The organism is Xylanimonas protaetiae (assembly GCF_004135385.1).
Lineage (GTDB): Bacteria > Actinomycetota > Actinomycetes > Actinomycetales > Cellulomonadaceae > Xylanimonas > Xylanimonas protaetiae.
Genome location: NZ_CP035493.1, coordinates 2,801,982 through 2,827,310, shown reverse-complemented (window position 1 = coordinate 2,827,310; position 25,329 = coordinate 2,801,982). Strand labels below are relative to the sequence as shown.

Genomic DNA, 25,329 nt, shown 5'->3' with positions numbered 1-25,329 from the left:
TCATGTCAAGCACCCTTGTCGCGAAGCCTCTGACGCGGCGCGCATCACGAGGCAGGTCGCCCCGTCGGCAGTGGACGGTCGAGCGGGTCGTCTTCACGACGCTCAACACGACCTTCCTGGTGTTCCTCTCGGCGCTCATGGTCTACCCGCTGCTCAACACGCTCGCCATCTCCTTCAACGACGGCATGGACGCTGTCCGTGGTGGGATCGGCATCTGGCCTCGGGTATTCTCGCTGCAGAACTACCAGGTCGTGTTCAACATGCAGACGCTCTATCAGGCGTTCTTCATGAGCGTCCTGAAGACGGTCGTGGTGGTGGCGACAAACCTGCTGTTCACCTCGATGCTCGCCTACGCGCTCAGCCGTAACGAGTTCATCTTCCGCCGCTCGATCACCCTGCTCTTCGTGCTGACGATGTACTTCGACGCCGGGCTGATCCCCAACTACCTGCTCATCAAGGACCTGGGCCTGCTGAACAGCTTCCAGGCCTACTGGGTGCCGACGATCATCAGCGCGTTCAACCTGATCCTGCTGCGCACGTACATGAAGTCGATCCCCGAAGAGGTCATCGAGTCGGCACGCATCGACGGCGCGGGCGAGTTCCGCACGTGGTGGCAGATCGTGATGCCGCTGTGCAAGCCCACGCTGGCCGTGGTGGGTCTGTTCGTGGCGGTGGGCAGCTGGAACTCCTGGCTGGACACCCTGCTGTACAACTCGGGCGAGCAGTGGTTGTCCACCCTGCAGTACGAGCTGCAGAAGCTGCTGTCGAGCTCGATGAACGCCGGCGTGAACTCTGGGGGTCAGGCGGGCAGCGCGGCGGCCGCGGCGGCAGGCGGGCAGGTCACCACTCCGATCGCCCTGCGGTCGGCGATCACCATGGTGGCCGCCGTCCCGATCCTGTTCGTGTACCCGTTCCTGCAGAAGCACTTCGTGTCCGGTCTCATGATCGGCTCCGTGAAGGGCTGATGGAGTCGGCTCCCCGCACGCGCGGGGGCCGATCCGTCGTCTGGACCCGTAACGCTTCACACTGAGAGGCCCGATCATCTTCCGCTTCAATCCCGCGTCGCGACTGTGGCGCAGCATGGACTCCCTCGGCTCCGTCATCGTGGTCAACCTGCTCTGGCTCGTGAGCCTTGCCCTGGTCGTGACGGCGGGAGCGGGAACGGTGGTCGCCTACGAGGTCTGCCGTCGGTACGTCCTGGGCAAGGACGCGGGCCTCTGGGACGTCGCCGCCAAGGCCTGGCGGCAGAGCTGGAGGCAGGCGACCCTCGTCGGCCTGCTGGCCGTCCCCGTCGCGGCCGCCGGTGTCTTCGCGCTCTCCTCCCTGCCCACCCTCGGAACGGGTCAGGTGCTGGTGCCGCTCGTCGTCGTCGCACTGTTCCTCGTGCTCCTGCTCTTCTGGTGCCTCCCCCTCGCAGCCCGCTTCACCAACCCCACCTGGCGCCAGGTGCGCAACGGGTTCACGTTGGGGCTGACGACGCCCAGCCTGACGTTCCTGCTCGGGATCGCCCTGGTCCTCGGGGGCGTCGCCGTGTGGAACTTCATGCCAGCGGTGTTCGTCGCACCAGGCCTGATCCTCCTGTGGTGGTGCTCCCTGCTCGAGCGGTTCTTCGTCGCCCGGGGGTACGTGCAGCCGGAACCGGAGGAGGCGGAGGTCTGACGTTCTCCGCCATGGACCCGAGTTGCGCCACAGGTGCGAGCACCCGCCCGCGGTACCGTCGTCAGCGATCGACCAGGAGCAGTGCATGGACAAGACCTTCGTTCCCGAGATGGAGGAGCGCCGGCATCTCGTCGCGCCCTACCCGACGTACGGGGACATCCCCGCGGACCTCGAGGCCCGCTGGAAGGCGCCGTACGGGCCGGCCGAGCCATGGGACCTGGAGGTCTTCGACAGCACCGTCCCCGGACCGCACGGGGCCGTGCCGGTGCGCGTCTACCTGCCCCGCACGCCGCCGCCGGCCGGCGGCCGTCCGGGCCTGGTGTGGGTCCACGGCGGTGCGTTCTCGTTCGGTGGCCTCGACATGGCCGAGGCCGACGCGACGGCTCGCGGCGTCGCGGGGCGCGCGGACGCCGTGGTCGTCTCCGTGGACTACCGACTGTGCCCCGTGCCCGCCGAGCTCGGCGGCGGCGGTGACGACCGCATCGACGAGCGCGGCGAGCCGGTGTGCTTCCCCGTCCCGCACGACGACTGCCATGCCGCCTACACGGCGGTGCGTGAGCTGGCCGCCGACCTGCACCTCGACCCCGAGCGCCTGGCGATCGGTGGCGCGAGCGCCGGTGGCTGCCTCTCCGCGGGCGTGGCGCTGCGCCTGGCCGACGAGGGCCACGCACCGTGGCAGCTCCTGCTCGTGTACCCCGTCCTGCACGGCACCCTCCCGGCGCTGACGACGGAGCTGACCGCCACCCTGGCCACGGTGCCGCCGGCGCTGCTGTTCCCGCCCGACGCGCGCGGAGCGATCGACCGCACGTACCTCGGAGGCGGCCCCGCGACGCCGTACGCGTACGCCGGACTGGCGGAGAACCTGTCGGTGCTCCCGCCCACCTACGTGGAGAACGCCGAGCTCGACGTCCTGCGCGCCAGCGGCGAGCAGTTCGTCGAACAGCTCGAGGCCGCCGGCGTCAAGGTCGAGAGCCACCTGCGCCGGGGCGTGCCGCACGGGCACCTCGACAGCGTCGGGCTGGACGCGGCCGCCGCGACCTTCGACGTCCTGGCAGCGCGGCTGACGCACCGTGGGCGTTGACGGGCCGAGCGCAGCCGTCGGCTGCGTCGTCGGTGACGCGGCTCGCGCTCAGCCGGCGGCCGACGCGACCGACATCACGGCCCAGGGCGGGAGGTCGACGTCGATCGTCAGGACGCCGTCCGCGTCGGCGGTGAGGGTCCGGCGGTCGAGGTCGTCGGCGACCAACCTGAGGTCGACGACGTCCTGACGCGAGAGGTTGAGCGGCGCGCCCATCTGGTACCAGGCCTCCGCGACGTTCCCGTGCTCCCCGTCGAGGATCTCGACGGCGAACGTGGCACCCGGGGTCAGGCCCGCGACGGTGTGCCGGACGCGCCTCGCGGGTCCCACCGAGGCGAGCTCGCGCGTGTCCGCGTAGGAGTTCCGCGAGGCCAGTCCGGTCTTGCCCATGTCGGCCGGGTAGTTGTAGAAGATCGCCGAGACGTCGCCCGTCGCGGACGAGCGGGTGATGGCTCCGTGCTCCAGCTCGACGAGCAGCCGGTCGCCGAGGCGACCCAGCATCGCCATCGCGTGGAAGGTCGGCTTGTGCAGGCCCTGCTCGTTGACGAAGCCGAAGCCGCCGTGGAACGGGCCGATGCCGCCGCCGCCCTCCTCGAACACGTCGGTGAAGGTCCAGTACGAGATCGACTCGGCGAGCGGGGCGCCCTTGAGGAAGGCGCGCACGATGTAGGACGCCGCGAAGAGCGTGTCGTGGATCGCGTCGCGGCTCGACGGCGACGTCGACCACTCGGTGATGTGCAGCTCGGCGTCGGGGTACGGGCTGTTCTCGATGATCGTGCGCATGAGCTGGAGGTCGAGATAGGTGGCGTCGCGCCGGCGCGTGATCGCGTTGAGATTGCCGAGCGAGTCGGCGGCGAAGTCCGTCGGGTACAGGTGCGTCGACAGGAAGTCGACCGGCAGCCCGCGCTGCGCGCAGTACGCGAGGAACTCGTGGATCCAGACCGGCTGCCAGTCGAGGTCGTCGGGGTCGGCGGCGACGGCCGTCCCGACCTCGAGCGACGGGTCGTGCCACTCCCCCGCGTAGCGGGCGTCGGGGACGAACACGCTCGTCGACGGCCCGCCGACCTTCAGCTGCGGGTCGATCGCCTTGATGGCCGTGGCGGTCGCCCCGTAGAGCTCGAAGTACTGGGTGCGGGTGCCGGTCCAGAAGTGCGGGACGAGGTTCGGCTCGTTCCAGACCTCGAACGGCCACCGACGGACCTCGTCGATCCCGTAGCGGTCGACCCAGTGCCGCACGGTGGTGGTGACGAGCTCGACCCACGCCCCCATGTCCTTGGGCGGGCTGCAGTGCGCCTTCCACCAGAATAGCGTCTCGGTCTGCGTCGCCAGCTGTCGCGGCATGAAGCCGAGCTCGACGAACGGACGCGCGCCGGCGTCGAGGATCGCGTCGAACACCTTGTCCACGTAGGCGAAGGTGTAGACGGGCTCGGCGAGCGGCGTGCTCGGGCCGAAGCCGCCGCCGTTGTCGGTCCGGTACACGAACATGTCGTCGTGGAACAGGCCGTGGAAGCGGACGTAGCGCACCCCCAGGACGTCGACGGCCTCGCGGAAGTGCGCCTGCCAGTCGGCCCGCAACGCCTCGTTCGCGCGGCCCGCACCGACGCACTCGTTCCAGACGTGGCGCAGCGCGACGTCGGCCGGCTCGAGACCGTCGATCAGCAGGGTCGATGGCAGTGTCTGGTGCGGCATCGAAGAGCTCCTTTGAGTCCCACGCGGCGGGTCACGCGATCAGGGAACATGGCCGAAACTTTTTCGCACTACCCGATCGCTCGTTCAGCGTAGCGAACTCGACAGATGACACCAACGCGCCGCAGTGCATAGAGTGACGCCGGGGAGCGCCGGCTCCATAGTCAAAACAGTTTCGCGGTCGGAGGTCTCGTGAGCGCCGAGGAGGCAGCGGCAAGACGGGCGACCCTGGACGACGTCGCGGCCGCAGCAGGGGTCTCGAAGGCGACCGTCTCCAAGACCCTCAACGGGAGGGACGACGTCGCGGCGGCGACCCGTGAGCGCGTCCTCGCAGCCGTGACAGCCCTCGGCTACCGGTCGACGACCGCGATCGGGCACGGCGCGGCACGGCGAGCGCTCGTCGTCGTCTTCGACATCCCCGCGTCGCCCTACATCCTCAACGTCCTCCAGGGCGTGCTGGCCTCGGCCACCGACGGGAAGCTGGACCTGCTGACGCGTCTCGCCCCGGACAGAACCGCCCGGGCACAGCGCGCGGTCGCGCGCGAGTGGGTCGCCGAGCAGCGCGCCTGCGGAGCGGTCGGCATCGTCGGGCTGACGCTGTCCGAGCCCGACGCCCTCATCGACGCGGCCGCGGACGCGGAGCTGCCCTTCGTGATGGTCGACCCCGTGGACACGCTCCACCAGCGGATGGTGAGCATCGGCTCGAGCAACTGGTCCGGTGCGCGCGCGGCCGCCGACCACCTCATCGCCCTGGGCCACCGACGTATCGCCTGGATCGGCGGACCCGAGGCCTCCAACGCGGCACGAGACCGCTTCTACGGCTACCAGGCAGCCCTCGACGCTGCCAGCATCGACCTCGACCAGGACCTCGTGAGAGCCGACCAGTTCGACGTCGCCGCCGGCGCGCGGCACGCACGGGACCTCCTGGCGCTACCAGATCCGCCGACGGCGATCATGGCCGCCGACGACGAGCTCGCGGTCGGCGTCCTGGCGTCGGCACGCGAGCTGCGGGTGCGGGTCCCGGAGAGCCTCAGCGTCGTCGGGTTCGACGACACGCCCCAGGCCGCGTGGACGACGCCTCCGCTCACGACGGTCCACCAGCACCTCGACGGGATGGGGCGGATGGCCGTCCAGACCGTCGTGGCGATGGCCGGCGGTCAACGCCCCGCGTCAAGCCACGTCGAGCTGGCGACATCGCTGACCGTGCGCGGGACCACCGCGAGACGAGGTCTTTGCGGCACTGACCGAACTGACCGAACAGGCGCCCTCGCGCCTGTTCCTGCCCCCAACAAGGACACCGGGAGAGCGAATGCCCAAGGCTGAGGTTCCAGGCGCGGAGATCCACGTCGCGAAGCACGGTTCCGACGGCGCCGCCGGAACCGCCGCGGACCCCCTGCTCACCATCGGCGCGGCCGCGGCGCTCGCCCACCCCGGCGACACGGTCGTCGTGCACGAAGGCGTGTACCGCGAGTGGGTGAACCCGCCGCGCGGCGGCACGGCCGGCGCGCCGATCACCTACCAGGCCGCGCGGGGCGCAGACGGCCTGTACGAGCCGGTCACGATCTCCGGCGCCGAGGTGGTCACCGGCTGGCACCCCCACCCCGGGCCCACGGGTGGGGTATGGGTGGCGACGGTGCCGAACGCCGTGTTCGGGGCACGCAACCCGTACACCGAACGCATCGGCGGCGACTGGTTCTTCGACCAGGTCAACACCTGGCACACGGGCGAGGTCTACCTCGACGGGAAATCGATGTACGAGTCGCTGACCTTGGGCGGCGTCGAGCGCCCCGAGGTCACCACCGACTCGTTCGACCGGGACGGCTCCCTGCTGACCTGGTACTGCGAGGTCGGCGACGACGTCACGACGATCTGGGCGAACTTCGGGGGTGCCGACCCGGCGGAGCACGAGATCGAGGTCAACGCACGCACGTTCGTGTTCTGGCCCGCGGCCACGGGCATCGACCACCTCACGGTGCGGGGCTTCACCCTGACGAAGGCCGCCACGCAGTGGGCCCCGCCCACCGCGCTGCAGGAGGGCCTGATCGGCCCGCACTGGTCCAAGGGCTGGGTGATCGAGGACAACACGATCACCGACTCGAAGAACGTCGGCATCTCCCTGGGCAAGGAAGCCAGCACCGGCCAGAACGAGGCGGCCGCGGGGCCGAAGGGCGCCAAGGGCGGCACGCAGCGCGAGCGCGAGGTGATCCAGCGGGCGCTCGCGCTGCGCGGGCCCGACGCCGGCGAGCCGCACCCGTGGAGCCCGGACCACGTCGGCTCCCACACGGTGCGCCGCAACACGATCCGCGACTGCGAGCAGGCCGGCGTCGTCGGGCACCTGGGGGCGGCGTTCTCGACCATCGCCGACAACCACATCTCCCGCATCCACGTGAAGCGCCAGTGGCACGGCGCCGAGGTGGCGGGCATCAAGCTGCACGCCGCCATCGATACCGTGATCAGCGGAAACACCATCCACCACACGCACCGAGCGCTCTGGCTCGACTGGCAGGCCCAGGGCACCCTGGTGCGGCGCAACGTCTTCTACGCCTCCACCGCGGAGGACTTCATGGTCGAGGTCTGCCACGGCCCGTACCTCGTGGACTCGAACCTGTTCCTGTCGCCGTGGGCGGTCAAGGACATGTCCACCGGCGGCGCGTACGTGCACAACTACATCGCGGGCCGCCTCGCGAACTGCACCGAGCACCAGCGGTACACCCCGTACCACCTGCCGCACTCGACGGCCGTCTACGGCGTCTCGAACATCCTCGGCGGCGACGACCGGTTCTACAACAACGTCTTCGTCGGCGACGGCACCGCACCGCAGGCCCAGGCGGAGCCGACGCTCGCCAGCTTCTGGTCCGGGGCGATCGACATGGACGGCGTGCCCGGCCAGGCCACCTTCGTGCCCACGCCCGTGGGCACCTCGCAGTACGACGCCTACCCGACGGCGCAGGAGTACCCGAACGAGGACGGCAGCGCCCTGGCCGGAGCACGCCTCCCCGTCTGGGTCGAGGGCAACCTCTACGCGGAGGGCGCCGAGCCGTTCCGCGCGGAACCCACGGCCCACGTCGTCGGCACGACGCCGGTGCGCGTCGAGGTGCTCGACGCTGCGGCCGGCACCGTCCGCGTCACCCACACGGCACGCGCCGACGTCGTCGCTCCCGTGACGACCGCGCGTCTCGGGACCACCTACCAGGCCGAGATGGCCTTCACCCACCCCGACGGGTCCGACCTGGACCTCAGCACAGACTTCACCGGCACCCCCCGGGACGACGTCGTGCCCGGGCCGTTCGCCGCATCGGCACCCGCCACCCTGGTCCTCGCTGCGCCGGGCCCGGAGGGTCGGCGCTAGGCCGGGCCGCCCTGCCCGCGCGGCGACCGCCGCGGAGCCGTCGCGCGGGACGGGCGTCGGCCCTAGGGTCCCAGCCATGACCTCCGACGACGGCGTGCCCACCCCCGACCTGACCGCGTTCCTGGCCGCGTTCCAGCGGGTGTCCGCTGCGGCGGCGAGACTCGAGCAGCAGAACGAGACCGAGGACGGTCTGTCGGTCTCCGACCTGCTCCGCGAGCACCTCGGCGTCGACCCCCGCACCCTCGCCGTCGTGACCGAGGCGGTGTCGAGCTTTCGCGAGGTCGACGCCGACGTGGCGCTCGAGGCCGTGATCGCTGGGCACGGCGGGGGCCGGCTGGTCGGTGTCGGCGGCGGCGAGCAGCGCATGCACACGTCGTTCTCCGAGATCGTCGAGCACTCCGGGCGGTTCCGGCAGTTCCCGGTCGGCGCGGTCGACTACGCGCGCGCGGCCACCGGGCCGGACTCGGAGCGGCGCACGGTCGCGTTCGGCCTGCACCTGTTCGCCGTCGACGGCGTCCCGGTCGCGCTGCTGCAGCGCACCGGCTCACCACGCCACGGGATGCAGAGCGCCCTGGAGGTGCTGTGCGCGAGCGAGACCACCACGCTCGCGCTGCTGGCCGAGCTGCGTGCGGCGATGGTCACCCACTCGGTGTTCCGCGGGCAGGTCGTGTCGTTCACGGGCAACCCGTACGAGCCCTCGGCGTCGGGCATCACGTTCCTGCGGCGGACGCCGGTCCCCGCCGAGGACGTGATCCTGCCGCCCGGGACGCTCGTGCGGATCGAGCGGCAGGTGCTCGGCGTCGCGCAGCACAAGGAGGCGCTGCGCGCCGCGGGCCAGCACCTCAAGCGCGGCGTGCTCCTGTACGGCCCGCCGGGCACGGGCAAGACGCACACCGTGCGGCACCTGGTCGGGGCCAGCGAGGGCACCACCGTGGTCGTGCTCGCCGGCGCCACCCTGCGGCTCGTCGGGCTGGCCGCCGAGACCGCGCGCGCCATGCAGCCGGCGATCGTCGTGCTGGAGGACTGTGACCTGATCGCCGAGGACCGCTCGTTCCGGGACGGGCCGCAGCCCCTGCTGTTCGAGGTGCTCGACGCGATGGACGGCCTGGCCCCGGACGCCGACGTCGCGTTCGTGCTCACCACCAACCGGGCCGACCTGCTCGAGCGGGCCCTCGCCCAGCGCCCGGGGCGCGTGGACCTGGCGGTCGAGGTGCCGCTGCCCGACGCCGAGGCGCTCCGCCGGCTGTTCGAGCTCTACCGCGGGCCGCTCCCGCTGTCGCCCGAGGCGCTCGACGACGCCGCCGCGCGCACCCTGGGCGTCACCGCCTCGTTCGTGAAGGAGGTCATCCGCCGCGCGGTGCTCCTCGCCTCCGAGGACGGCCGCGAGGTCACGGACGACGACCTCGCCGGCGCCGTCACCGAGATGACGGCCGACGCCGAGAGCATCACGCGTTCGCTGCTGGGCGTGTCGTCCGAGGGCCGCGACGACGGGGGCGCGGCCCGCCGCGACGGGCAGGGGCCGCGCGGCGGCCGACCGGCAGCGTTCGCCTCGACCTTCACCTTCGTCCCGCGAGGGTAGCCGGCCGGTCCGCCTACCTCGTCCCTCGCGGGCACGCCGCCCGCACGCCCACCCGTTCGCTGTGAGCGAACAGTGTCCGCGAGACGCGGTCTCCGCCTCTGTCTTCCCCGTGACCATCATGACCACCGCCGCAGAGCGCGCCGCGCTCGCTGCCGCGACCACCGTCCACCTTCCCTCCGACCTCGGGTACGACGACGCCCGGACCCCCTGGAACCTCGCCGTCGACCAGCGCCCCGCCGCGGTCGCCGAGCCCGCCGACGCCGCGGAGGTCGCCGCCGTCGTGCGGACCGCCCGGGCCGCCGGCCTGCGCGTCGCCCCGCAGTCCACCGGCCACAGCGCCGCCGCGCTCGCCGCGCACGGCCTCGACGACGTCCTGCTGCTGCGCCTGCACCGGCTGCGCGGCGTCGAGGTCGACCCGGTCCGACGCGTCGCCCGGGTGCTCGGCGGCACGCCGGCCATCGACGTCGTCGAGGCCGCCGCGGCCCACGGCCTGGCCGTGCTGCACGGCTCCGCGCCCGACGTCGGCTTCGTCGGCCTCGCCCTCGCCGGCGGGCTGTTCCTCTACGGCCGCAAGCGCGGCCTGACCACGAACAGCGTGGTGGCCGTCGAGCTCGTGACGGCAGACGGCGAGATCGTGCGCGCGAGCGCGACCGAGCACCGCGACCTGTTCTGGGCCGTGCGCGGCGGGGGCGGCAGCTTCGGCGTCGTCACCGCGCTCGAGGTGTCGCTGTTCCCGCTGCCCGACGTGCACGCCGGGCTCATGATCTGGGACGCGTCCCGGGCGCGCGACGTGCTGCGCACCTGGGCGCGCTGGGCACCTGACGCCCCCGACGAGATCACCACGACGGTCCGCCTGCTGCGCGTCCCGCCGATCCCCGACGTGCCGGACGTCCTGCGCGGCCGCGACGTCGTGCTGCTCGACGGGGCGGTGCTCGACTCCGACGAGCGCGCCGCCGAGCTCCTCGCCCCGCTGCGGGCGCTCGAGCCCGAGCTCGACACGTTCGCGCGCGTCCCGGCCGCCGCCGTCGCCCGGCTGCACCTGGACCCGGAGGGCCCGTCGCCGTCCGTGTCGGCGTCCGGGTCGCTGGCGGCGCTGCCCGAGGCCGCCGTCGACGCGCTGCTCGCGGCATGGGACCGCGAGCCCGGGCTGCTCGCTGCCGAGCTGCGCCAGCTCGGCGGGGCGCTCGGCCGCGTCGTCGAGGGCGCGGGGGCGCTGTCCCACCTGCCCGGGCAGTTCCTGCTCTTCACCGTGGGGATCGCCCCGTCGCACGACGACGCGGTGCGGCTGCGGGCTCAGGCGGAGGGCCTCGTCACCGCGATGGCCCCGTGGCTCACCGGGCGCCAGTACCTCGGGTTCGCGGAGTCGGCCGTCGACGCCCGCGTCGGCTACGACGCCGACGCGTGGGCGCTCCTGTCGGCCGTGCGGGCCGCCGCCGACCCGGACCGGCTGTTCGCCGCCAACCACCCGGTCAGGTGACGGGCCGGACGCTCGCCAGCACCACCCGGTCCGCGACCCACGCCGCCACGAGCGCCGCCCCGAGGACCGGGTGGCCGAGCCCCCACAGCGCAGCACCGCACCCGGCGAAGAGGAGCACCTCGAGAAGCAGCCTGACGGGCTCGGCCGGCCGGTGCGTGGCCCGCCGGGAGAGCCACACGCTCCACACGGCGCCGACGGCGACCACCGCGGCCCCGGCCGCGATCCCCCGCAGCGACCCGCGGCCAGACACCGTGTACACGACGTAGGCGACGGTCACGTAGAGGGCGAGCTCGAGCAGGAACCGCGCCAGGAGGGCGACCCCGCGCACGATCGCCGCGGGCCCCTCCTGGACAGGCCCGAGGTCGGGATCAGGCTGCCCCGTCGCAGTCATGGACGCGACGGTACCGCGTCCCTGACCTGCGTAGAAGTACCGGTACGGTCGTGCCCCATGATGGGCGGACACCATGCAGCGTCAGGGGCGGCGGCCTGGGTCGCCGTCACCGCGACCACACCGATCGCGCTCGGCCTCTACCCCGTCTCCGACGTCGGGATCATCACCGGGGCGCTGGTGTGCGCGGGCGCGGCGCTGCTGCCCGACGCCGACCACCACGCGGGCACCATCGCCCACTCCCTGCCGCCCGTGTCGGAGGGCGTGGCGCGCGGCATCGCGGCCGTCTCGGGCGGCCACCGCGGCGGCACGCACTCCCTGCTCGGCGTCGCCGTCTTCACGGCGCTGGCCTGGTTGGCGGGCCACGTCACGTTCAGCACGTCGACGTTCGGCGAGGTGCTCATCGGCCCGGGCATCGTCGCGGTGCTGCTCGTCTCGTTCGCCCTGCGCGCCCTGCGGATCACGCGCACCGGCACCGCCTGGTCGTGGCTCGCGTCTGTCGCGCTCGCCACGATCATCGCGGTCTACGCCCCTGAGGAATGGTTCTGGATGCCGTTCTGCGTGGGCCTCGGCGGCCTCGTGCACCTGCTCGGCGACCTGCTCACCACGAACGGCGTGCCGCTGCTGTGGCCGATCCGTATCCGCTCGCCGCGCTGGGTGCGCCGCCACCCCGTGCTCCCGTTCGACAACGTGTGGCGCCGCGGCGGCAACGTGTCCGTCCCCCTGCTCGGCGACGCCGGGTCGTGGCGCGAGTGGCTCGTCATGACGCCGGTGAGCATCTATGCCGTCGTGGGCGTCGGCTGGGCCGCGCTCGACCTGCTCGGCGTCGACACGCTCGCGCTGTGGGACGCCTCCGCCGCCTGGTTCACGACGACGACGGCGGCCCTGCTCGGCGCCTGAGACGCCCGAGACACCTGAGACACCTGAGACGCAGACCGCGCGCGCCACGGCTTGCGCACCGCGGCGCCCTGGGTGCACCCTGGACACATGCCAACCAACTAGTTGGTTGGCATGACCTCACAAACCAGGGAGCCACGCCATGTACACCGTCCCCCGCCAGACCGGCCGCACCGTCGTCGTCACCGGAGCCAGCTCCGGGACCGGACGCGAGGCCGCCGTACGCCTCGCCGGCGCGGGCGCCCGCGTCGTCCTCGCCGTGCGCGACCAGGGACGCGGCGACGCCGCGCTCGCGGCGCTGCACGCGACGCACCCGAGGGCCCAGGCCGAGGTGCGGATCGTCGACCTCGCCGACCTCACGTCCGTCCGCGCGTTCGCGGACGGGCTCCACCGCGACCTCGACCACCTCGACACGCTCGTCAACAACGCGGGCGTCATGGCCGTACCGACCCGGCACGAGACCGTCGACGGGCACGAGCTCCAGTGGGGCACCAACTTCCTCGGCCCGTTGGCCCTGACGAACCTCCTGCTCCCGCTGCTGCTCGCCTCCCCCGCCCCGCGCGTCGCGACCATGAGCTCGGGCACGGCGAACTGGGGCCGCATCGACCTCGCCGACCCCGACCGGACCCGCCGCTACTCGGCGTCGGGCGCCTACGCGGCCTCCAAGCTCGCCGACCTGTACCTGGCCCGGCACCTCGCCCACGTCTCCGACCGGCGGGGCTGGGGCCTCGTCTCGACCGCCGCGCACCCCGGCTTCACCCGCACCAACCTCCAGAGCGCGGGCCCGAACCTCGGCCGCGCGAAGCCGCGCTGGAGCCCCCTGCAGGGCATGCGCATCCTGCCGTCCATGCTGCCGCCCGAGGGCGCGGGCCCGATCCTGTTCGCCGCCGCCGACCCCGCCGCGGCGAACGGGGCGTACTACGGGCCGACGGGACGGTTCACGCTCGTGGGCGAGCCCGGCCCCGCCCGCCTCAACCGGCGCATGCGCGACGACGCCGCGGCCGCCCGGGTCTGGGCCGCCGCCGAGCAGATCACCGGGACCGCGCTCCCCCTCGCCTAGGGTGGGCCCATGCCGAGCAGCCAGCGCACCACCCCGGAGCGCATCCTGGCCGCCGCCGGGGACGAGTTCGCCGAGCACGGCCTGGCCGGCGCGCGCGTCGACCGCATCGCCGCCCGCGCCGGGGCCAACAAAGAGCGGATCTACGCCAACTTCGGCGGCAAGGACGCCCTGTTCGACCGCGTGCTCGCCGACCGCATCGCCGAGCTCCTCGACACCGTGCCCTTCGACGCCGACGACCTGCCCGGCTACGCCGAGCGCCTGTTCCGCTTCACGGTCGAGCGCTCCGACCTGACCCGCCTGCTGCTCTGGCACACGCTCGAGCGCCCCGGGCGGCTCGCCACGATCGAGCCCGGGGCGTCGTCGCAGGTTGCCAAGATGGCGGCGCTCGCCGCAGCCCTGGAGCAGCGCACCGACCTCGACCGGTCGCAGACCCCCGACCGGCTCCTCGGCCAGGTGCTCGGCGTCGTCTACGGGGCCGCGCTCGGCGTGCTCGCGAGCGGCACCACCGCCGACGAGGCCGCCGCAGACGTGCGGCGGTCCGTGGAGCGCGTCATCGCCCCCTGAGCCGCGCGGGCTTGCCGCGCCGCCCGGCGGTTGGCACGGTAGGCCCATGGCCGCCGACGCCGAGGTCGCGCGCACTGCCCGCTGGCGGTGGGCGCTCGCGGGCGCCGTCGCGGCCGGGATCGCCGTCTCCGGTGCGCTGGCCGGCTACGCCGACGCCCACCCCGGGGACGGGGCCCCGCTGTTCACCCTCTGGTTCGGCTCGATGGTCGCGGCGAAGACCGCCCTCGCGACCGCCGCGGCCGCCCTCGTCGTGGTCCAGCTCGCCTCCGCCGTCGCGATGTACCGCGGCGGCCCCGGCTGGGTCGCCTGGGTCCACCGGTGGAGCGGGGTCGCCGCGTTCGGGCTCGCGCTGCCCGTCGCGTTCGCGTGCGTGTGGTCGCTCGGGTTCGAGGACCGCTCCACGCGCGTGCTGGTGCACTCCGTGCTCGGCTGCGCGTTCTTCGGCGTCTTCACCGTGAAGATGCTCGCGCTACGCGTGCGCGGCCTGCCCGGGTGGGTGCTGCCCGTGCTCGGCGGGCTCGTGGTCGCGCTGCTCGGCGTCGTCTGGGCGACGTCCGGGCTCTGGTACCTGCTGACGGTGGGCCCGTGAACGCGCCGGACCCCGACGGGGTCGACCGCCGGCCGGTCCTGGTCGGCCTGGCCGTCGCGGTCGTCGCCGGGCTCGGCGGGTTCGCCGGCTTCACCGCCGTCGGCCCGACGCCGGGCGACGACGGCGGACGCGACGGCGACGACGGACACGACGACGACGGAGGCCGGGAGGACGACGACAGGCGCGACGAGCGGGGCGACGACCGGTCCGGCCCGGACAGGGGCAAGGGCTGATGCGCCGCCCCTGGTGGCACCACCTGCCCACGTGGGTGCTGGTCGCGCTGGCCGCCGCGACCGCCGGGGCGATGGTCGCGGGGCTGCGGCCGTAAATGCCTGGCGCCCCGCGACGGGACGGTGCGAGCATCGGGTCCGATCACGCACGTGCTCGGTGCACCGCCGGAAGGGAGGCAAGGCCATGACTGTCGTCGTTCCCGCCTGCCTCCCGCACCGCCCCTGAGCACGCGCGCAACCCCTGGGTCGCCGGGAGGCAGGGCAGCGAAGCCCGCCACCTTCCCCTGAGGAGACCCCCACCATGTCCGCTCCGGACACGTACGACCTGCCCGCGCCCGGCACCCGCTGGTCCACCTGGACCTCCGTGGCCAAGGGTCAGCGCGGCCCCCAGCCCCACCCCTCCTGGATCGTCACCGCGTCCGCCGCGCTCGACACCGAGCTCGGCATCCTCAAGACGGGCAAGGAGGCCGACGTGTTCCTCGTCGAGCGCGCCGTGCCCGACGACCCCGACCAGTGGTCCCTGCTCGCCGCCAAGCGGTACCGCGGCCACGAGCACCGCCAGTTCACCCGCGACGACTCGTACTCCGAGGGCCGCAAGGTGAAGAAGTCGCGCGACCAGCGCGCGGCCGACAACCGCAAGTCCGAGTACGGCCGGGCCGTGCGCGCCGGCCACTGGGCGCAGGTCGAGTTCGACGCCCTGTGCACCCTGTACGACGCGGGCGCGCCCGTCCCGTACCCGGTGCAGATCGACGGCACCGAGATCCTCATGGAGTTCGTCGGCACGCAGTCCGACGACGGCGCCTGGGCCGCGGCACCGCGCCTCGCCCAGGCCCGGCCGGACCGCGACGTCGTCGCCGGCTACCTCGAGCAGCTGCGCGACGCCATGGGCACGATCGCCCGGCTCGGCTGGGCGCACGGCGACCTGTCGCCGTACAACGTGCTGGCCGACGGCGAGCGGCTCGTCATCATCGACGTGCCGCAGGTGGTCGACCTGGCCGCCAGCCCGTTCGCGGTGGAGTTCCTGCACCGCGACTGCGTGAACATGTGCGCGTGGTTCACGGCGCGCGGCCTGGAGACCGACCCCGACGAGCTCTTCGCCGAGGTCTACGCGCAGGCCTGGTAGCGCCCCGGGGGACCGTCCCACCACGCTCGCGCGTGGCGGGACGGCCCCGCCTACCCTGGACCGCATGGGCGCGACGACGGCGTACGACCGCGAGGACCTGCTGGCGTTCTTCGTGGGCTACGGCCTGGCGCTCGGCGCAGGCGACCTCGAGGGCATCGCCGCCAGGGTCGCGTTCCCGGCCCTCCTGGTGGGTGCCGACGGGTCGCTTCCCGCGCCCGACGCCGGCACCGTCCACGCGGCGCTGCGGCCGCGGCTCGAGGCGCACCGCGCCCGCGACGTCGTCGCCGCGGTGCCGCAGGTCGAGGACGCCGACGCCCTGAGCGACGCGCTCGTGTGGGCCCAGGTGCGCTGGAGCTACCGCGACCAGTACGCGGGCGAGCAGGCGGTGGAGCGGGTGCGCTACCTGCTGCGGCGCGAGCACGACGGCTTCGAGATCTGCGTGCTGGTACCCCTGCCGGGGTAGGCCGCGCGGTGCCGGAAAAGTCGCCCCGAAACCCCGACGCAGCAGGTCGCGCGGTGTGGCACCATATGCCGGATCCGGCGGGCGACCTCCGGACACGAAAGTCTTGTCAGACAGCCTCTTCAGCGCAGAAGGTGTGCACCATGGCCATCACCTCCCGTTCCCGCCTGCGCGCAGTGGGGGGCGTCGCGCTGCTCAGCGCGACCTCCCTCGTGCTCGCAGCCTGCTCCTCGTCCACGCCCTCGTCGGACGAGGGCACGTCCCCCGCCGCCGACGCCCAGTCGTCGGCCCCTCTCACGCTCGAGCTCGGCTCGCTGCTGCCCCAGACCGGTTCGCTCTCGTTCCTCGACGCCCCCATGGAGGGCGGCGTCGGCCTCGCCGTGCAGGAGGTGAACGAGGCGAACGCCGGCATCACGATCAACTACACCGCGACCGACGAGGGCGACACGGACACCAAGGCGTTCGAGACGTCGATCGAGCGCCTCCGCAGCGCCGGCGTCACCGCGATGGTCGGCGCCGCGTCGTCGGGCGTCTCGAAGATCATCCTCGACGGCAACATCGCGGCCGGGATCCTCACGGTCTCGCCGTCGAACACGTCGCCGGACTTCACCACCTGGGACGACCAGGGCCTCTACTTCCGCACCGCGCCGAGCGACTTCCTCCAGGGCGAGGTGCTGGGCAACCTCATCGCCGAGGACGGGCACAAGACCCTCGGCATCATCTACCAGAACGACGCCTACGGCACCGGCCTCGACGCCCAGATCAAGGAGACCTTCGAGGCCGCGGGCGGCCAGGTCGTCGCCCAGGCGTCCTTCAACGTCGGCGACACGACGTTCGACGCGCAGGTCGCCCAGGTCACCGCGGCGAACCCCGACGCCGTCGTCGTCGTCTCGTTCGCGCAGTTCGTGACCATCGCCCCGCTGCTGGTCAACGCGGGCGTCACCGGCGACCAGCTCTACATGGTCGACGGCAACACGACCGACTACAGCGCGTCGAGCAAGACGCCCATCACCGTCTCGCTCGAGGGCGCCCAGGGCACGATCCCCGGCCCGGCGCTCGAGGACGACTTCCAGAGCCGTCTCCAGGACTTCTGGACCGGCAAGGGCAACGACAAGATCGCCACGTTCACCTATGCGGGCGAGTCGTACGACGCGGTCACCCTCATCGCGCTCTCGGCGCTCGCCGCGAAGTCGGTCAAGGGCGCCGACATCGCGGGCAAGATGCAGGAGGTCTCGGGCGGCTCGGGCGACGGCACCCCGTGCACGAGCTTCGCCGACTGCGCCAAGATCATCAACGACGGCGGCGTCGCCGACTACGACGGCTACTCCGGCAAGGTCACCTTCGACGAGAACGGCGACCCGCAGGGCGCCTCGATCGGCATCTACAAGTACGGCGCGGACAACACCATCACGCGCACCAACTAGTCACGGGCCACGCCGGCGTGGCCGTCCTGGTCACGGGCCACGCCGGCGGGGCCGTCTGCCGGGGCCTCGTCGACCGTCGACCTCCCGGTCCCCGCGCCGGACGTGTCGACGTCGTGCCCCTCGCAGCCGAGCCACGCGAGGTCGCTGACCAGGACGAGCTCGTCGCCGTCGTCGGTGACGGCCCGGACCTCCTGGGTGCGGGGCAGCCAGGTCACCCGGTCGACGAGGTACTCGACGCGGGTGACCCGGCCGCCCCGCACGGGCGGCCCCGGCGTCGTCGCGCGGACACGCTCGGCCTGCGTGCCGTCAGTCTGCTCGACGCCGAGGGAGACCACGGTGCCCCAGACGTCCGCCCGGCCCGCACGCAGGTCGCGCAGCGCGGCGAGCCCCGCCTCCCGCAGAGCCAGGAGAGGCTGCCGTGCCAGGTCGACCGTCGGCGTGGCGGGCGAGCCAGCCAGCCGGTCGACCTGGGTGACCGGCGCGTCGTCGCCCAGCCTCGCCCGGGTGCGCACGTAGCAGAGGCCGTCGGCGGACGTCGCCGCCGCGATCCGCTGAGCGGCGCCCTGCGGCGGCGTCGTCGGGACCGGCGACGCCGCCGGGGCACCGGCGGTGGCCGACGGGGACACCGCAGACTCGTCGCCGGGGAGCCCGAAGGCGACGGCGGCGACCACGGCCGCGGCGAGCGCGAGCGACGTCACGAGCGCCCGCCGGGCGAACGGACGGCGCGGCGCGCGGACGGACGCGGGGCCCGCCTCCGGCACGTCCAGCGGGATCGTGACCACACCCCCGCGGTCGCGGTGAGCGCCCCCACGCAACGGCCTCCGGCGGCGGCGCGTACGCTCCCGCGCCGTCACGCCCGTGAGCGCGCGGTCCCGGGACTCGGCGAAGACCCGGGCCAGGTCCAGCTCCCGGTCCGCGTCCCGCAGGGCACGCCGGAGGCGTGCGAGCTCGTCCTCCACGTCAGGCTCCTTCCTCGGTCGAGGGGCGGTAGACCGCCCGCAGGCGGCGGCGCGCACGGTGCACCCGGGTCGCGGCGCCGGCCGGTGAGCACCCGAGGGCCTCGGCCACCTCCGCCGTCGTGAGCTCGGCGCTCGCGAGCAGGGCGATCACCTCGCGGTCCGCGGGGCGCAGCCGGGCCAGCGCCCGGCGGAGCTCGTCGACCTCGCGCACCAGGCCCGTGCCGTCGGGCACGGGCGGGGCCGGCGCGGCGCGCAGGCGCTCGGTCAGCGCGGCCCGCCGGCCCTGGGCCCGCACCTGGTTCGCCAGGACCCGCCGTGCCACCCCCAGCAGCCACGCCCGCGAGTCGACCAGCACCGCGTCCCGCTTGCGCCAGGCGATCGCGAAGACCTCCGCCACGACGTCCTCGGCGTCGGCCGCCGACACCCGCGTGCGCGCATACCGGTAGACGGTGCGGGCGTGCGCGGCGAAGAGCGCCTCCGCCTCGCTCGCGCTGAGCTCCCCGGAGGGGTCGGAGACGACGGGGCCGGAGACGACAGGGGCGGAGACGACGTCGACGGACTGCGGCTCGTCAGGGATCGGCAGGGGTACCTCCAGGGGCGAGAGCACTGCGCTCGCCCCGGTCAGTGTCCGGGAGCGCCAGGTCCATGACACACCCTCGCCCATGGCCTCCGTCACAGGTCCGCGATGGCATCGGACGATCCCCGCCGGACACTGACCGTGGCGTGAACCCCACCCGATCCGCTCGCTCTGCCACCCGGCCGCTCGCCGCCGCCGTCCTCGCCTTCGTATGCCTCGTAGGCCTCGCGGGCCTGGTCGCCGCGTGCGCCCCCGTCCCCGCCGCAGCCCCACCCGGTCCTGGCATCGGCGGCGTGGCGGCGGCCGGCCGGGCGGCCCCCGACCGCGCGCCGACGCCGCCCACACCGGCGCCGGTCGACGAGACCGCACACCCGGGCCCGACCGACCTCGACCTGACGGCGCACTCCCCGACCGATCCCGCGAGCCCCTGGGTCGTGGTCAACAGGCGGACGCCGCTCGACCCCGCCGACTACGTGCCGGACCTGACCACGGTGCGCGGCTACCTCGTCCAGCCGGTCGTGGCCGCGGACCTGACCGCCATGCTGGCCGCCGCGGAGCAGGACGGCGTGCACCTGACGCTGCGCAGCGCCTACCGCTCCTACGGTTACCAGGTCTCCACCTACGACGGCTGGGTGCGCAAGCTCGGGCGCGCCGCGGCGGACAAGGTCTCCGCCCCGCCCGGGCACAGCGAGCACCAGACCGGCCTGGCCGTCGACCTGGGCAGCTCGACCCAGCCCGCGTGCGACTTCAGCCCCTGCTTCGCCGGCACCGTGGAGGGCCGGTGGATCGCGGCGCACGTCACGGAGTTCGGCTTCCTGCTGCGGTACACGCCCGACGTCGTCGACATCACCGGGTACGCCCCCGAGGGCTGGCACGTCCGCTACGTCGGGCGCGACCTCGCTTCATCCATGGCGCGGCACGCGGTCCGGACGCTGGAGGAGATCTTCGACGTGCCGGGCGGCAACCCCGGCGAGTAGCGCGGGCGAGAAGGCGCCCTGCCCTGCCCAGCCGCTCCGTCAGGCACTACGCCTCCGCGCGGGCCGCGTCCGGCGCGCCCCGCCAGGCGCGGAAGCTGGCGCCGAGCGTCGGGACGGCCAGCTCGAGCGCCACGCGCCGGAACGCGGCGATCTCGGGCGCGGTCCGGTGCGCCGCCGAGGCGAGGGCGACGCGCGCGTCGGGGACGCCGTCGAGCTCCCGGTACACGACCTCGGGCCGCGGGTACAGCCCCGCGACCGACGCCCCGACGATCGCGATGCCGCGCCGGGCCGCGACGTGCTCGAGCTTCTCCTCCATCGACCGCGACGTCACCCCCGGGCGCGTGGTCGGCAGGAAGTCCCCGGCCCACCCGGGCACGAGGTCGGGCGAGTCGAGCAGCGGCTCGTCCTCCAGCGCGCGCACGTCGATGCGCTCGCGTCCCGCGAGCGGGTGGTCGTGCCGCAGCGCGACCACCCGGGGTTCCTCGGCCAGCGGGGTGACCGCCAGCCCGGTCTCGTCGAACGGGTAGCGGACGAACGCGACGTCGGCGGTGCCGTCGTGCAGCACCGTGACCTGGTCGGCGAACGACGTGCGCACGACGTCGGTGTCCCAGCCCGGGTGGGTGTCGGAGAACCGGGACGCCATCGCAGTGACCACCAGGCCGGGCATGAACGCGACGGTGAACAGCCGCCGATCGTCGGCCGCCCGCCCCGCCCGGCGGGCGAGCGCGTCGGCGGCCTGCAGGAGTGGCAGCGCGTCCTCGAGCACCTGCTCGCCCGCGGGGGTGAGCGTGGTGCCCAGGTGCGACCGGTCGAGCAGCCGCACGCCGAGCTCCTGCTCCAGGGCGCGCAGCTGGCGGGTGAGCACCGGCTGGGCGACGAAGAGCCGGTCGGCGGCCGCCCGCATCGACGTCGTCCGGGCGACGGCGACGAAGTAGCGCAGCTTGCGCAGGTCGACGTCCATGCTGCTCCCCGCTGCCTTCGCCGCGTCGGTCGCTCGTCACGGCGGCGCGTCCGCCGCCGTGACGACCATCATGGCCTCGCCGGCGTCGTCCCGCGCGGCCCGGGCCCGCCGGTCTTCACGGCTCGGCCCGCCGGGGCCGCGTGCTCAGACGAGCACCGTGCCGCCGTCGACGACGCTGACCACGCCCGTGGCGTAGCCCTGCTCGATGAGGTGGACGTACTCGCGGGCCACGTCCTCGGGCTCGCCCACCCGCCCGAGCGGCAGCGACTTGCCGGTCACCTCGTACATGAGCTCGCGGTCGGCCTCGGGCATGCCGTCCCACAGGGGGCTGCGGACGACGCCAGGGGCCACGACGTTGACGCGCAGCGGTGCGAGCTCGACGGCCAGGGACCGGGCCGCCGAGATGACGGCGCCCGAGACGGCCGCGCCGAGGAACCAGCCGGGGCCGCCCTTGAACGCCGCGGTGCCCGCGGTGAGGGTGATCGAACCGCCCTCGCGCAGGTGCGGTACCGCCTGGCGCACGACGTCGAGCATGTGCACGAGGCGCAGGCCGAGGAAGCGTGCCCCGGCGTCGGCGGTGTAGCCGTCGAGCGTGGTGGCGGCGAAGTTCTCGCCCGCCGTGTAGACGAGGTGGTCGAACGGGCCGACCTCGTCGAAGAACGCGGCGACGGCGGCCGGGTCGGCGGCGTCGACGGCGTGCCCGGTGGCGGTGGGCGGCAGCGCGCGCAGCGCGGCCGCCACGGTGGCGGGGTTGCGCGACGCGACGACGACCGCCGCGCCCTTCGCGGCGACGGACTGCGCGGTGGCGAGGCCGAGCCCGCTCGTGCCGCCGATGACGACGACCTTGTGGCTGGTGCTCAGGGACATGGTGTGCTCCTCGGTCGAGGCGGCCCCGGGTGGGCCGCCGAGACCAGGGTCGGCACGGGCCCCGGGCGTGGCTACTACCTTCGGCGCCGTAGCGATACCGGCCGGGCATCACCGCACGCCGGCGGGCGTCTCACCCCAGGGCAACCGCCTCGTGACCGGCGACCGAGAACGCCTGTCCCGGGTAGCGCAGGCCCGCGAAGTACCTGTTGGTGTGCGCCACGATCTGTTCCGCCGTGACCACGACGTCGCCGCAGCGGGCGTCCGTCGTCGTGTGCGCGTCACCCACCAGGGTCACGTCGTAGCCGCGCGCGGCGGCGGACTGGGTGGTGGTCCGCACGCAGTAGTCGGACTGCGCCCCGGCGACCACGAGGCGCGAGACGTCGAGCCGGTCGAGCACCTCCCGCAGGTCGGTCCCGGCGAACGCGTCGCGGTACTCCTTGCGGACCAGCGGCTCGCCGGCGTCCCGGCCCAGCGGGCCGTACAGGTCCCAGTCGTTGCTGCCGACGGCGAACCCGCCGTGGTCCTGCACCCAGACGACGGGGACTCCTTCGTCGCGCGCGCGGACGACCAGGGCGTGCGCCCGGCGGGCCACGCCGTCGAAGTCCAGGCAGCCGGGTGCGACGCCGTTCTGCAGGTCGATGATCACGACGGCCGATCGGGCCACTCGCGCTCTCCTCTCGGTCCGGGCTGCCATGCCGTACGACGCCGCGGCACGAACGGAGCGTAGCCGCTGCCGGACGCGCGCCCGGGTGCCGACCCGGCCGTCAGGCGCCGAGCGTGCCCAGGTAGAGCGCGATGACCTTCGGGTCGTTGAGCAGCTCGCGCCCCGAGCCCTCGTACGCGTCGCGGCCCTGGTCGAGCACGTAGCCGCGGTCGCAGATCTGCAGGCACCGGCGGGCGTTCTGCTCGACCATGATCGTGGTGACGCCCGCCTTGTTGATCTCCGAGACGCGGATGAACGCGTCGTCCTGCCGTACGGGCGACAGGCCCGCCGACGGCTCGTCGAGGAGCAGCACCGAGGGCTCCATCATGAGCGCCCGGCACATGGCCACCATCTGGCGCTCGCCCCCGGACAGCGAGCCGGCCCGCTGCCCGAGCCGCCCGCCGAGCTCGCCGAAGATCGACGAGACGAACTCCAGCCGCTCCGCGTACTTCCTGGGCTTCTGGTAGATCCCCATCTGGAGGTTCTCGGCCACGGTGAGCGACGGGAACACGTTGTTGGTCTGCGGGACGAACGCGACGCCCCGCCCGACGAGCCGGTCGGCGTCCAGCCCGAGGATGCTCTCGCCGTCGACGGTGATGTCGCCCGAGCGCACCTGCACCATGCCGAAGATCGCCTTGAGCAGCGTCGACTTCCCGGCACCGTTCGGGCCGATGATGCCGATGAGCTCGCCGGCGCGGGCGACGAGGTTCGTGCCGTTGAGGATGTTGACGCCCGGCAGGTACCCCGCATGGACGTCCTTGATCTCGACGACGACCCGTTCCTCACTCATCGCCGGCCTCCGTCCGCTCGCGCTCGATCTCCTCGATGAGCTCCTGCTCGTGCCTGGCCGTCTCGGGGTCCGTCGGGGCCGCGACCCGGCCCGTGACGACGCCGAGGTCGACCTCCTGGTGCGCCCCGAGGTACGCGTCGATGACGGCCTGGTCGGCCATGACCGTGTCCGGCGGCCCCTCGGCGACGACGCGCCCCTCCGCCATGACGACCACCCAGTCGGCGATGTGGCGGACCATGTGCATGTCGTGCTCGACGAAGAGCACCGTCACACCGTCCTCCCGCAGGCTCACGATGTGGTCGAGCAGCGACTGCGTGAGGGCGGGGTTGACGCCCGCCATGGGCTCGTCGAGGAGGACGAGGCTCGGCAGGTTCATGAGCGCCCGGGCCATCTCGAGCAGCTTGCGCTGCCCTCCCGACAGCGACGCCGCGTAGTCGCCCGCCTTGTCGGCGAGCTTGAAGCGGGCGAGCAGCTCGCGGGCGCGCACGTCGATCTCGCTCTCCTGCGTGCGCCAGAGCGGCCTGAGCAGGCTCGGCCAGAACCGTTCGCCGCGCTGGTTCGGCGCCCCGAGCTTCATGTTCTCCAGCACCGTCAGCAGGGAGAGCGCCTTGGTGAGCTGGAAGGTGCGCACCTGGCCCATGCGGGCCACCTTGAACGACGGCACGCCCGACAGGTTCTTCCCGTCGTACGACCAGGTGCCCGCGTTGGCCTTGTCGAAACCGCACAGGATGTTGAACAGCGTCGTCTTGCCGGCACCGTTGGGCCCGATGAGCGCGGTGATCGCGCCGCGCGGGATCTCGAGGTGGTCGACGTCGACGGCGGTGAGGCCGCCGAAGCGGCGCACGACGTCGTCCGCGACGAGGATCGGGTCGACCTTCGCGACGCCCGGCGCCGGCTCGTGCTCCGTCAGCGCGGTCCGGCGGGCGGGGCGGGCCGGCCCGGTGGCGGTCGGTTCACTTGACAAAGGTCGTCTCCCTCTTGTTCCCGAGCAGGCCCTGCGGTCGGAAGATGACCAGGAGCATGAGCACGACGCCGGTGATGACGAACCGCACGGTCGCGGCCTGCGGGTCGGAGATCGGCAGCACCCCGGCGTCGACGAGCGCCGGCAGGAGGCTGTCGAGGAACGCGGAGACCACCCAGAAGAGCACCGCGCCGAGCGCGGGACCGAACACGGTCGCCGCACCGCCGAGCAGCAGGATCGTCCACAGGAAGAACGTCAGCGACGTGCTGTAGCTGCCGGGGACGACGGCCGACGGCAGGACGAAGACGATGCCGCCCGCCGCGCCGATGACGCCGCCCGTGACGAGCGCCTGCATCTTGTACGCGAAGACGTTCTTGCCGAGCGAGCGCACGGCGTCCTCGTCCTCGCGGATGCCCTTGACCACGCGACCCCACGGGCTGCGGACCAGGAGCCAGACCACGACGATCGCGACGGCGAGCAGGACGAGCCCGAAGACGCGGGTCCACAGCTCCGTCTCGGTCCACGTCCACGGGCCGAACCCGTACGTGCCGCGCGGGAACGGGTTCGCGGCCCGGAACCCGCTGTTGTACTGCGCCAGGCCGTCCGCGGAACCCGTCACCGACTCGAAGGCCGTCGTCGTGAAGACCAGCCGGACGATCTCCGCCGCGGCGATCGTCGCGATCGCCAGGTAGTCGGCGCGCAGGCGGAGCGTCGGGATGCCGAGGATCACCGCGAACACCGCGCCGCCGGCCAGGCCCAGGAGCATGCCGGCCCACCAGGGCCAGCCGAACGTGAGGACCGAGATCGCGTAGCCGTAGCCGCCGATCGCCATGAACCCGGCCATGCCGAAGTTGAGCAGGCCCGCGTACCCGAAGTGCACCGCGAGGCCCGTGGCGGCGAGCGCGTACGCGATCGTCGTCGGGCTCAGCAGGAACACCCCGGTGTTGCTGAGGATGCTGCCGAAGTCCATG

26 protein-coding genes are annotated in these 25,329 nt (G+C 73.4%); 16 read left to right on the top strand and 10 right to left on the bottom strand.

Translation table 11 applies throughout. The features are described from left to right. Positions 1–2: 2 nt before the first annotated feature. From ET471_RS13085 to ET471_RS13075, 3 genes are all read left to right on the top strand, one after another. Complete coding sequence (locus ET471_RS13085) at positions 3–965, top strand: carbohydrate ABC transporter permease (RefSeq protein WP_129188984.1); 963 nt, start codon at positions 3–5, stop codon at positions 963–965. Between the two features lie 115 nt (positions 966–1,080). After that, positions 1,081–1,659, top strand: a complete 579-nt coding sequence (locus ET471_RS13080; protein ID WP_242496289.1) for a DUF624 domain-containing protein — start codon at positions 1,081–1,083, stop codon at positions 1,657–1,659. 85 nt (positions 1,660–1,744) lie between these two features. Further along, on the top strand, positions 1,745–2,740 hold the full coding sequence (locus ET471_RS13075; RefSeq protein ID WP_129188982.1) for an alpha/beta hydrolase fold domain-containing protein: 996 nt from the start codon (positions 1,745–1,747) through the stop codon (positions 2,738–2,740). A 48-nt stretch (positions 2,741–2,788) separates the two neighbouring features. Here the strand turns inward: ET471_RS13075 and ET471_RS13070 are convergent, their stop codons facing one another. Further along, positions 2,789–4,426, bottom strand: a complete 1,638-nt coding sequence (locus tag ET471_RS13070) for a GH39 family glycosyl hydrolase (protein ID WP_129188980.1) — start codon at positions 4,424–4,426, stop codon at positions 2,789–2,791. A gap of 189 nt (positions 4,427–4,615) precedes the next feature. Between ET471_RS13070 and ET471_RS13065 the strand changes: the two genes are divergently transcribed. The 4 genes from ET471_RS13065 (at position 4,616) to ET471_RS13050 (ending at position 10,828) form a co-directional block, all read left to right on the top strand. Beyond that, positions 4,616–5,746 carry a substrate-binding domain-containing protein gene (locus ET471_RS13065; protein WP_129188978.1) on the top strand — a complete coding sequence of 377 codons (1,131 nt, stop codon included), beginning with the start codon at positions 4,616–4,618 and terminating at the stop codon, positions 5,744–5,746. Next, entirely contained in the window at positions 5,733–7,772 is a 2,040-nt protein-coding gene (locus ET471_RS13060) for a right-handed parallel beta-helix repeat-containing protein (protein ID WP_129188976.1), read from the top strand. Before ET471_RS13065 ends, ET471_RS13060 begins: the two co-directional genes overlap by 14 nt. Before the next feature lie 76 nt (positions 7,773–7,848). Beyond that, positions 7,849–9,351, top strand: a complete 1,503-nt coding sequence (locus ET471_RS13055; protein WP_129188974.1) for an AAA family ATPase — start codon at positions 7,849–7,851, stop codon at positions 9,349–9,351. A gap of 118 nt (positions 9,352–9,469) precedes the next feature. After that, complete coding sequence (locus ET471_RS13050) at positions 9,470–10,828, top strand: FAD-binding oxidoreductase (RefSeq protein WP_129188972.1); 1,359 nt, start codon at positions 9,470–9,472, stop codon at positions 10,826–10,828. On the opposite strand, the gene ET471_RS13045 is transcribed toward ET471_RS13050, so the two are convergent. Further along, the gene (locus tag ET471_RS13045; RefSeq protein ID WP_165350492.1) at positions 10,821–11,219 is read right to left on the bottom strand and encodes a YrdB family protein; all 399 of its coding nucleotides are present in this window, start codon (positions 11,217–11,219) and stop codon (positions 10,821–10,823) included. The two genes, ET471_RS13050 and ET471_RS13045, sit on opposite strands and share 8 nt — an antisense overlap. A 57-nt stretch (positions 11,220–11,276) precedes the next feature. On the opposite strand from ET471_RS13045, the gene ET471_RS13040 reads away from it, so the two are divergent. The 8 genes from ET471_RS13040 to ET471_RS13005 all read left to right on the top strand — a co-directional run bounded on the left by ET471_RS13040 (position 11,277) and on the right by ET471_RS13005 (position 17,563). Further along, a complete protein-coding gene (locus tag ET471_RS13040) occupies positions 11,277–12,116 on the top strand; it encodes a metal-dependent hydrolase (RefSeq protein ID WP_129188968.1) in 840 nt (279 codons plus the stop codon). A gap of 139 nt (positions 12,117–12,255) precedes the next feature. Further along, the gene (locus ET471_RS13035; protein ID WP_129188966.1) at positions 12,256–13,173 is read left to right on the top strand and encodes an SDR family oxidoreductase; all 918 of its coding nucleotides are present in this window, start codon (positions 12,256–12,258) and stop codon (positions 13,171–13,173) included. Positions 13,174–13,182: 9 nt separating this feature from the next. Beyond that, positions 13,183–13,737, top strand: coding sequence for a TetR/AcrR family transcriptional regulator (locus ET471_RS13030; RefSeq protein ID WP_129188964.1), 555 nt, complete (start codon positions 13,183–13,185; stop codon positions 13,735–13,737). Positions 13,738–13,783: 46 nt separating this feature from the next. Continuing rightward, positions 13,784–14,326 (top strand): DUF6529 family protein, encoded by a 543-nt coding sequence (locus ET471_RS13025; protein ID WP_129188962.1) that lies wholly within the window; start codon positions 13,784–13,786, stop codon positions 14,324–14,326. Then, positions 14,323–14,559, top strand: a complete 237-nt coding sequence (locus ET471_RS13020) for a hypothetical protein (protein ID WP_129188960.1) — start codon at positions 14,323–14,325, stop codon at positions 14,557–14,559. Before ET471_RS13025 ends, ET471_RS13020 begins: the two co-directional genes overlap by 4 nt. Before the next feature lie 298 nt (positions 14,560–14,857). Next, entirely contained in the window at positions 14,858–15,679 is an 822-nt protein-coding gene (locus tag ET471_RS13015) for a serine protein kinase RIO (RefSeq protein WP_129188958.1), read from the top strand. A 64-nt stretch (positions 15,680–15,743) separates the two neighbouring features. After that, a complete protein-coding gene (locus tag ET471_RS13010; RefSeq protein WP_129188956.1) occupies positions 15,744–16,142 on the top strand; it encodes a hypothetical protein in 399 nt (132 codons plus the stop codon). Positions 16,143–16,282: 140 nt separating this feature from the next. Then, positions 16,283–17,563, top strand: a complete 1,281-nt coding sequence (locus ET471_RS13005; RefSeq protein WP_129188954.1) for an ABC transporter substrate-binding protein — start codon at positions 16,283–16,285, stop codon at positions 17,561–17,563. Here the strand turns inward: ET471_RS13005 and ET471_RS13000 are convergent. Next, positions 17,560–18,522 (bottom strand): hypothetical protein, encoded by a 963-nt coding sequence (locus tag ET471_RS13000; protein WP_129188952.1) that lies wholly within the window; start codon positions 18,520–18,522, stop codon positions 17,560–17,562. The two genes, ET471_RS13005 and ET471_RS13000, sit on opposite strands and share 4 nt — an antisense overlap. A gap of 1 nt (position 18,523) precedes the next feature. Then, complete coding sequence (locus ET471_RS12995; RefSeq protein WP_242496288.1) at positions 18,524–19,129, bottom strand: RNA polymerase sigma factor; 606 nt, start codon at positions 19,127–19,129, stop codon at positions 18,524–18,526. A 116-nt stretch (positions 19,130–19,245) separates the two neighbouring features. Between ET471_RS12995 and ET471_RS12990 the strand changes: the two genes are divergently transcribed. Next, on the top strand, positions 19,246–20,076 hold the full coding sequence (locus tag ET471_RS12990; protein ID WP_129188950.1) for a M15 family metallopeptidase: 831 nt from the start codon (positions 19,246–19,248) through the stop codon (positions 20,074–20,076). Positions 20,077–20,122: 46 nt separating this feature from the next. Here ET471_RS12990 and ET471_RS12985 read toward each other — a convergent pair whose 3' ends face one another. From ET471_RS12985 to ET471_RS12960, 6 genes are all read right to left on the bottom strand, one after another. Beyond that, on the bottom strand, positions 20,123–21,037 hold the full coding sequence (locus ET471_RS12985) for a LysR family transcriptional regulator (protein ID WP_129188948.1): 915 nt from the start codon (positions 21,035–21,037) through the stop codon (positions 20,123–20,125). A 144-nt stretch (positions 21,038–21,181) separates the two neighbouring features. Next, positions 21,182–21,904, bottom strand: coding sequence for an SDR family oxidoreductase (locus tag ET471_RS12980; RefSeq protein ID WP_129188946.1), 723 nt, complete (start codon positions 21,902–21,904; stop codon positions 21,182–21,184). Positions 21,905–22,034: 130 nt separating this feature from the next. Next, positions 22,035–22,568 (bottom strand): isochorismatase family protein, encoded by a 534-nt coding sequence (locus ET471_RS12975; RefSeq protein ID WP_242496287.1) that lies wholly within the window; start codon positions 22,566–22,568, stop codon positions 22,035–22,037. Positions 22,569–22,668: 100 nt separating this feature from the next. After that, entirely contained in the window at positions 22,669–23,397 is a 729-nt protein-coding gene (locus ET471_RS12970; RefSeq protein WP_129188942.1) for an ABC transporter ATP-binding protein, read from the bottom strand. Then, positions 23,390–24,307 carry an ABC transporter ATP-binding protein gene (locus ET471_RS12965; RefSeq protein ID WP_129190988.1) on the bottom strand — a complete coding sequence of 306 codons (918 nt, stop codon included), beginning with the start codon at positions 24,305–24,307 and terminating at the stop codon, positions 23,390–23,392. Before ET471_RS12965 ends, ET471_RS12970 begins: the two co-directional genes overlap by 8 nt. Positions 24,308–24,350: 43 nt before the next feature. Beyond that, positions 24,351–25,328, bottom strand: a complete 978-nt coding sequence (locus ET471_RS12960; protein ID WP_129188940.1) for a branched-chain amino acid ABC transporter permease — start codon at positions 25,326–25,328, stop codon at positions 24,351–24,353. Position 25,329: the final 1 nt, after the last annotated feature.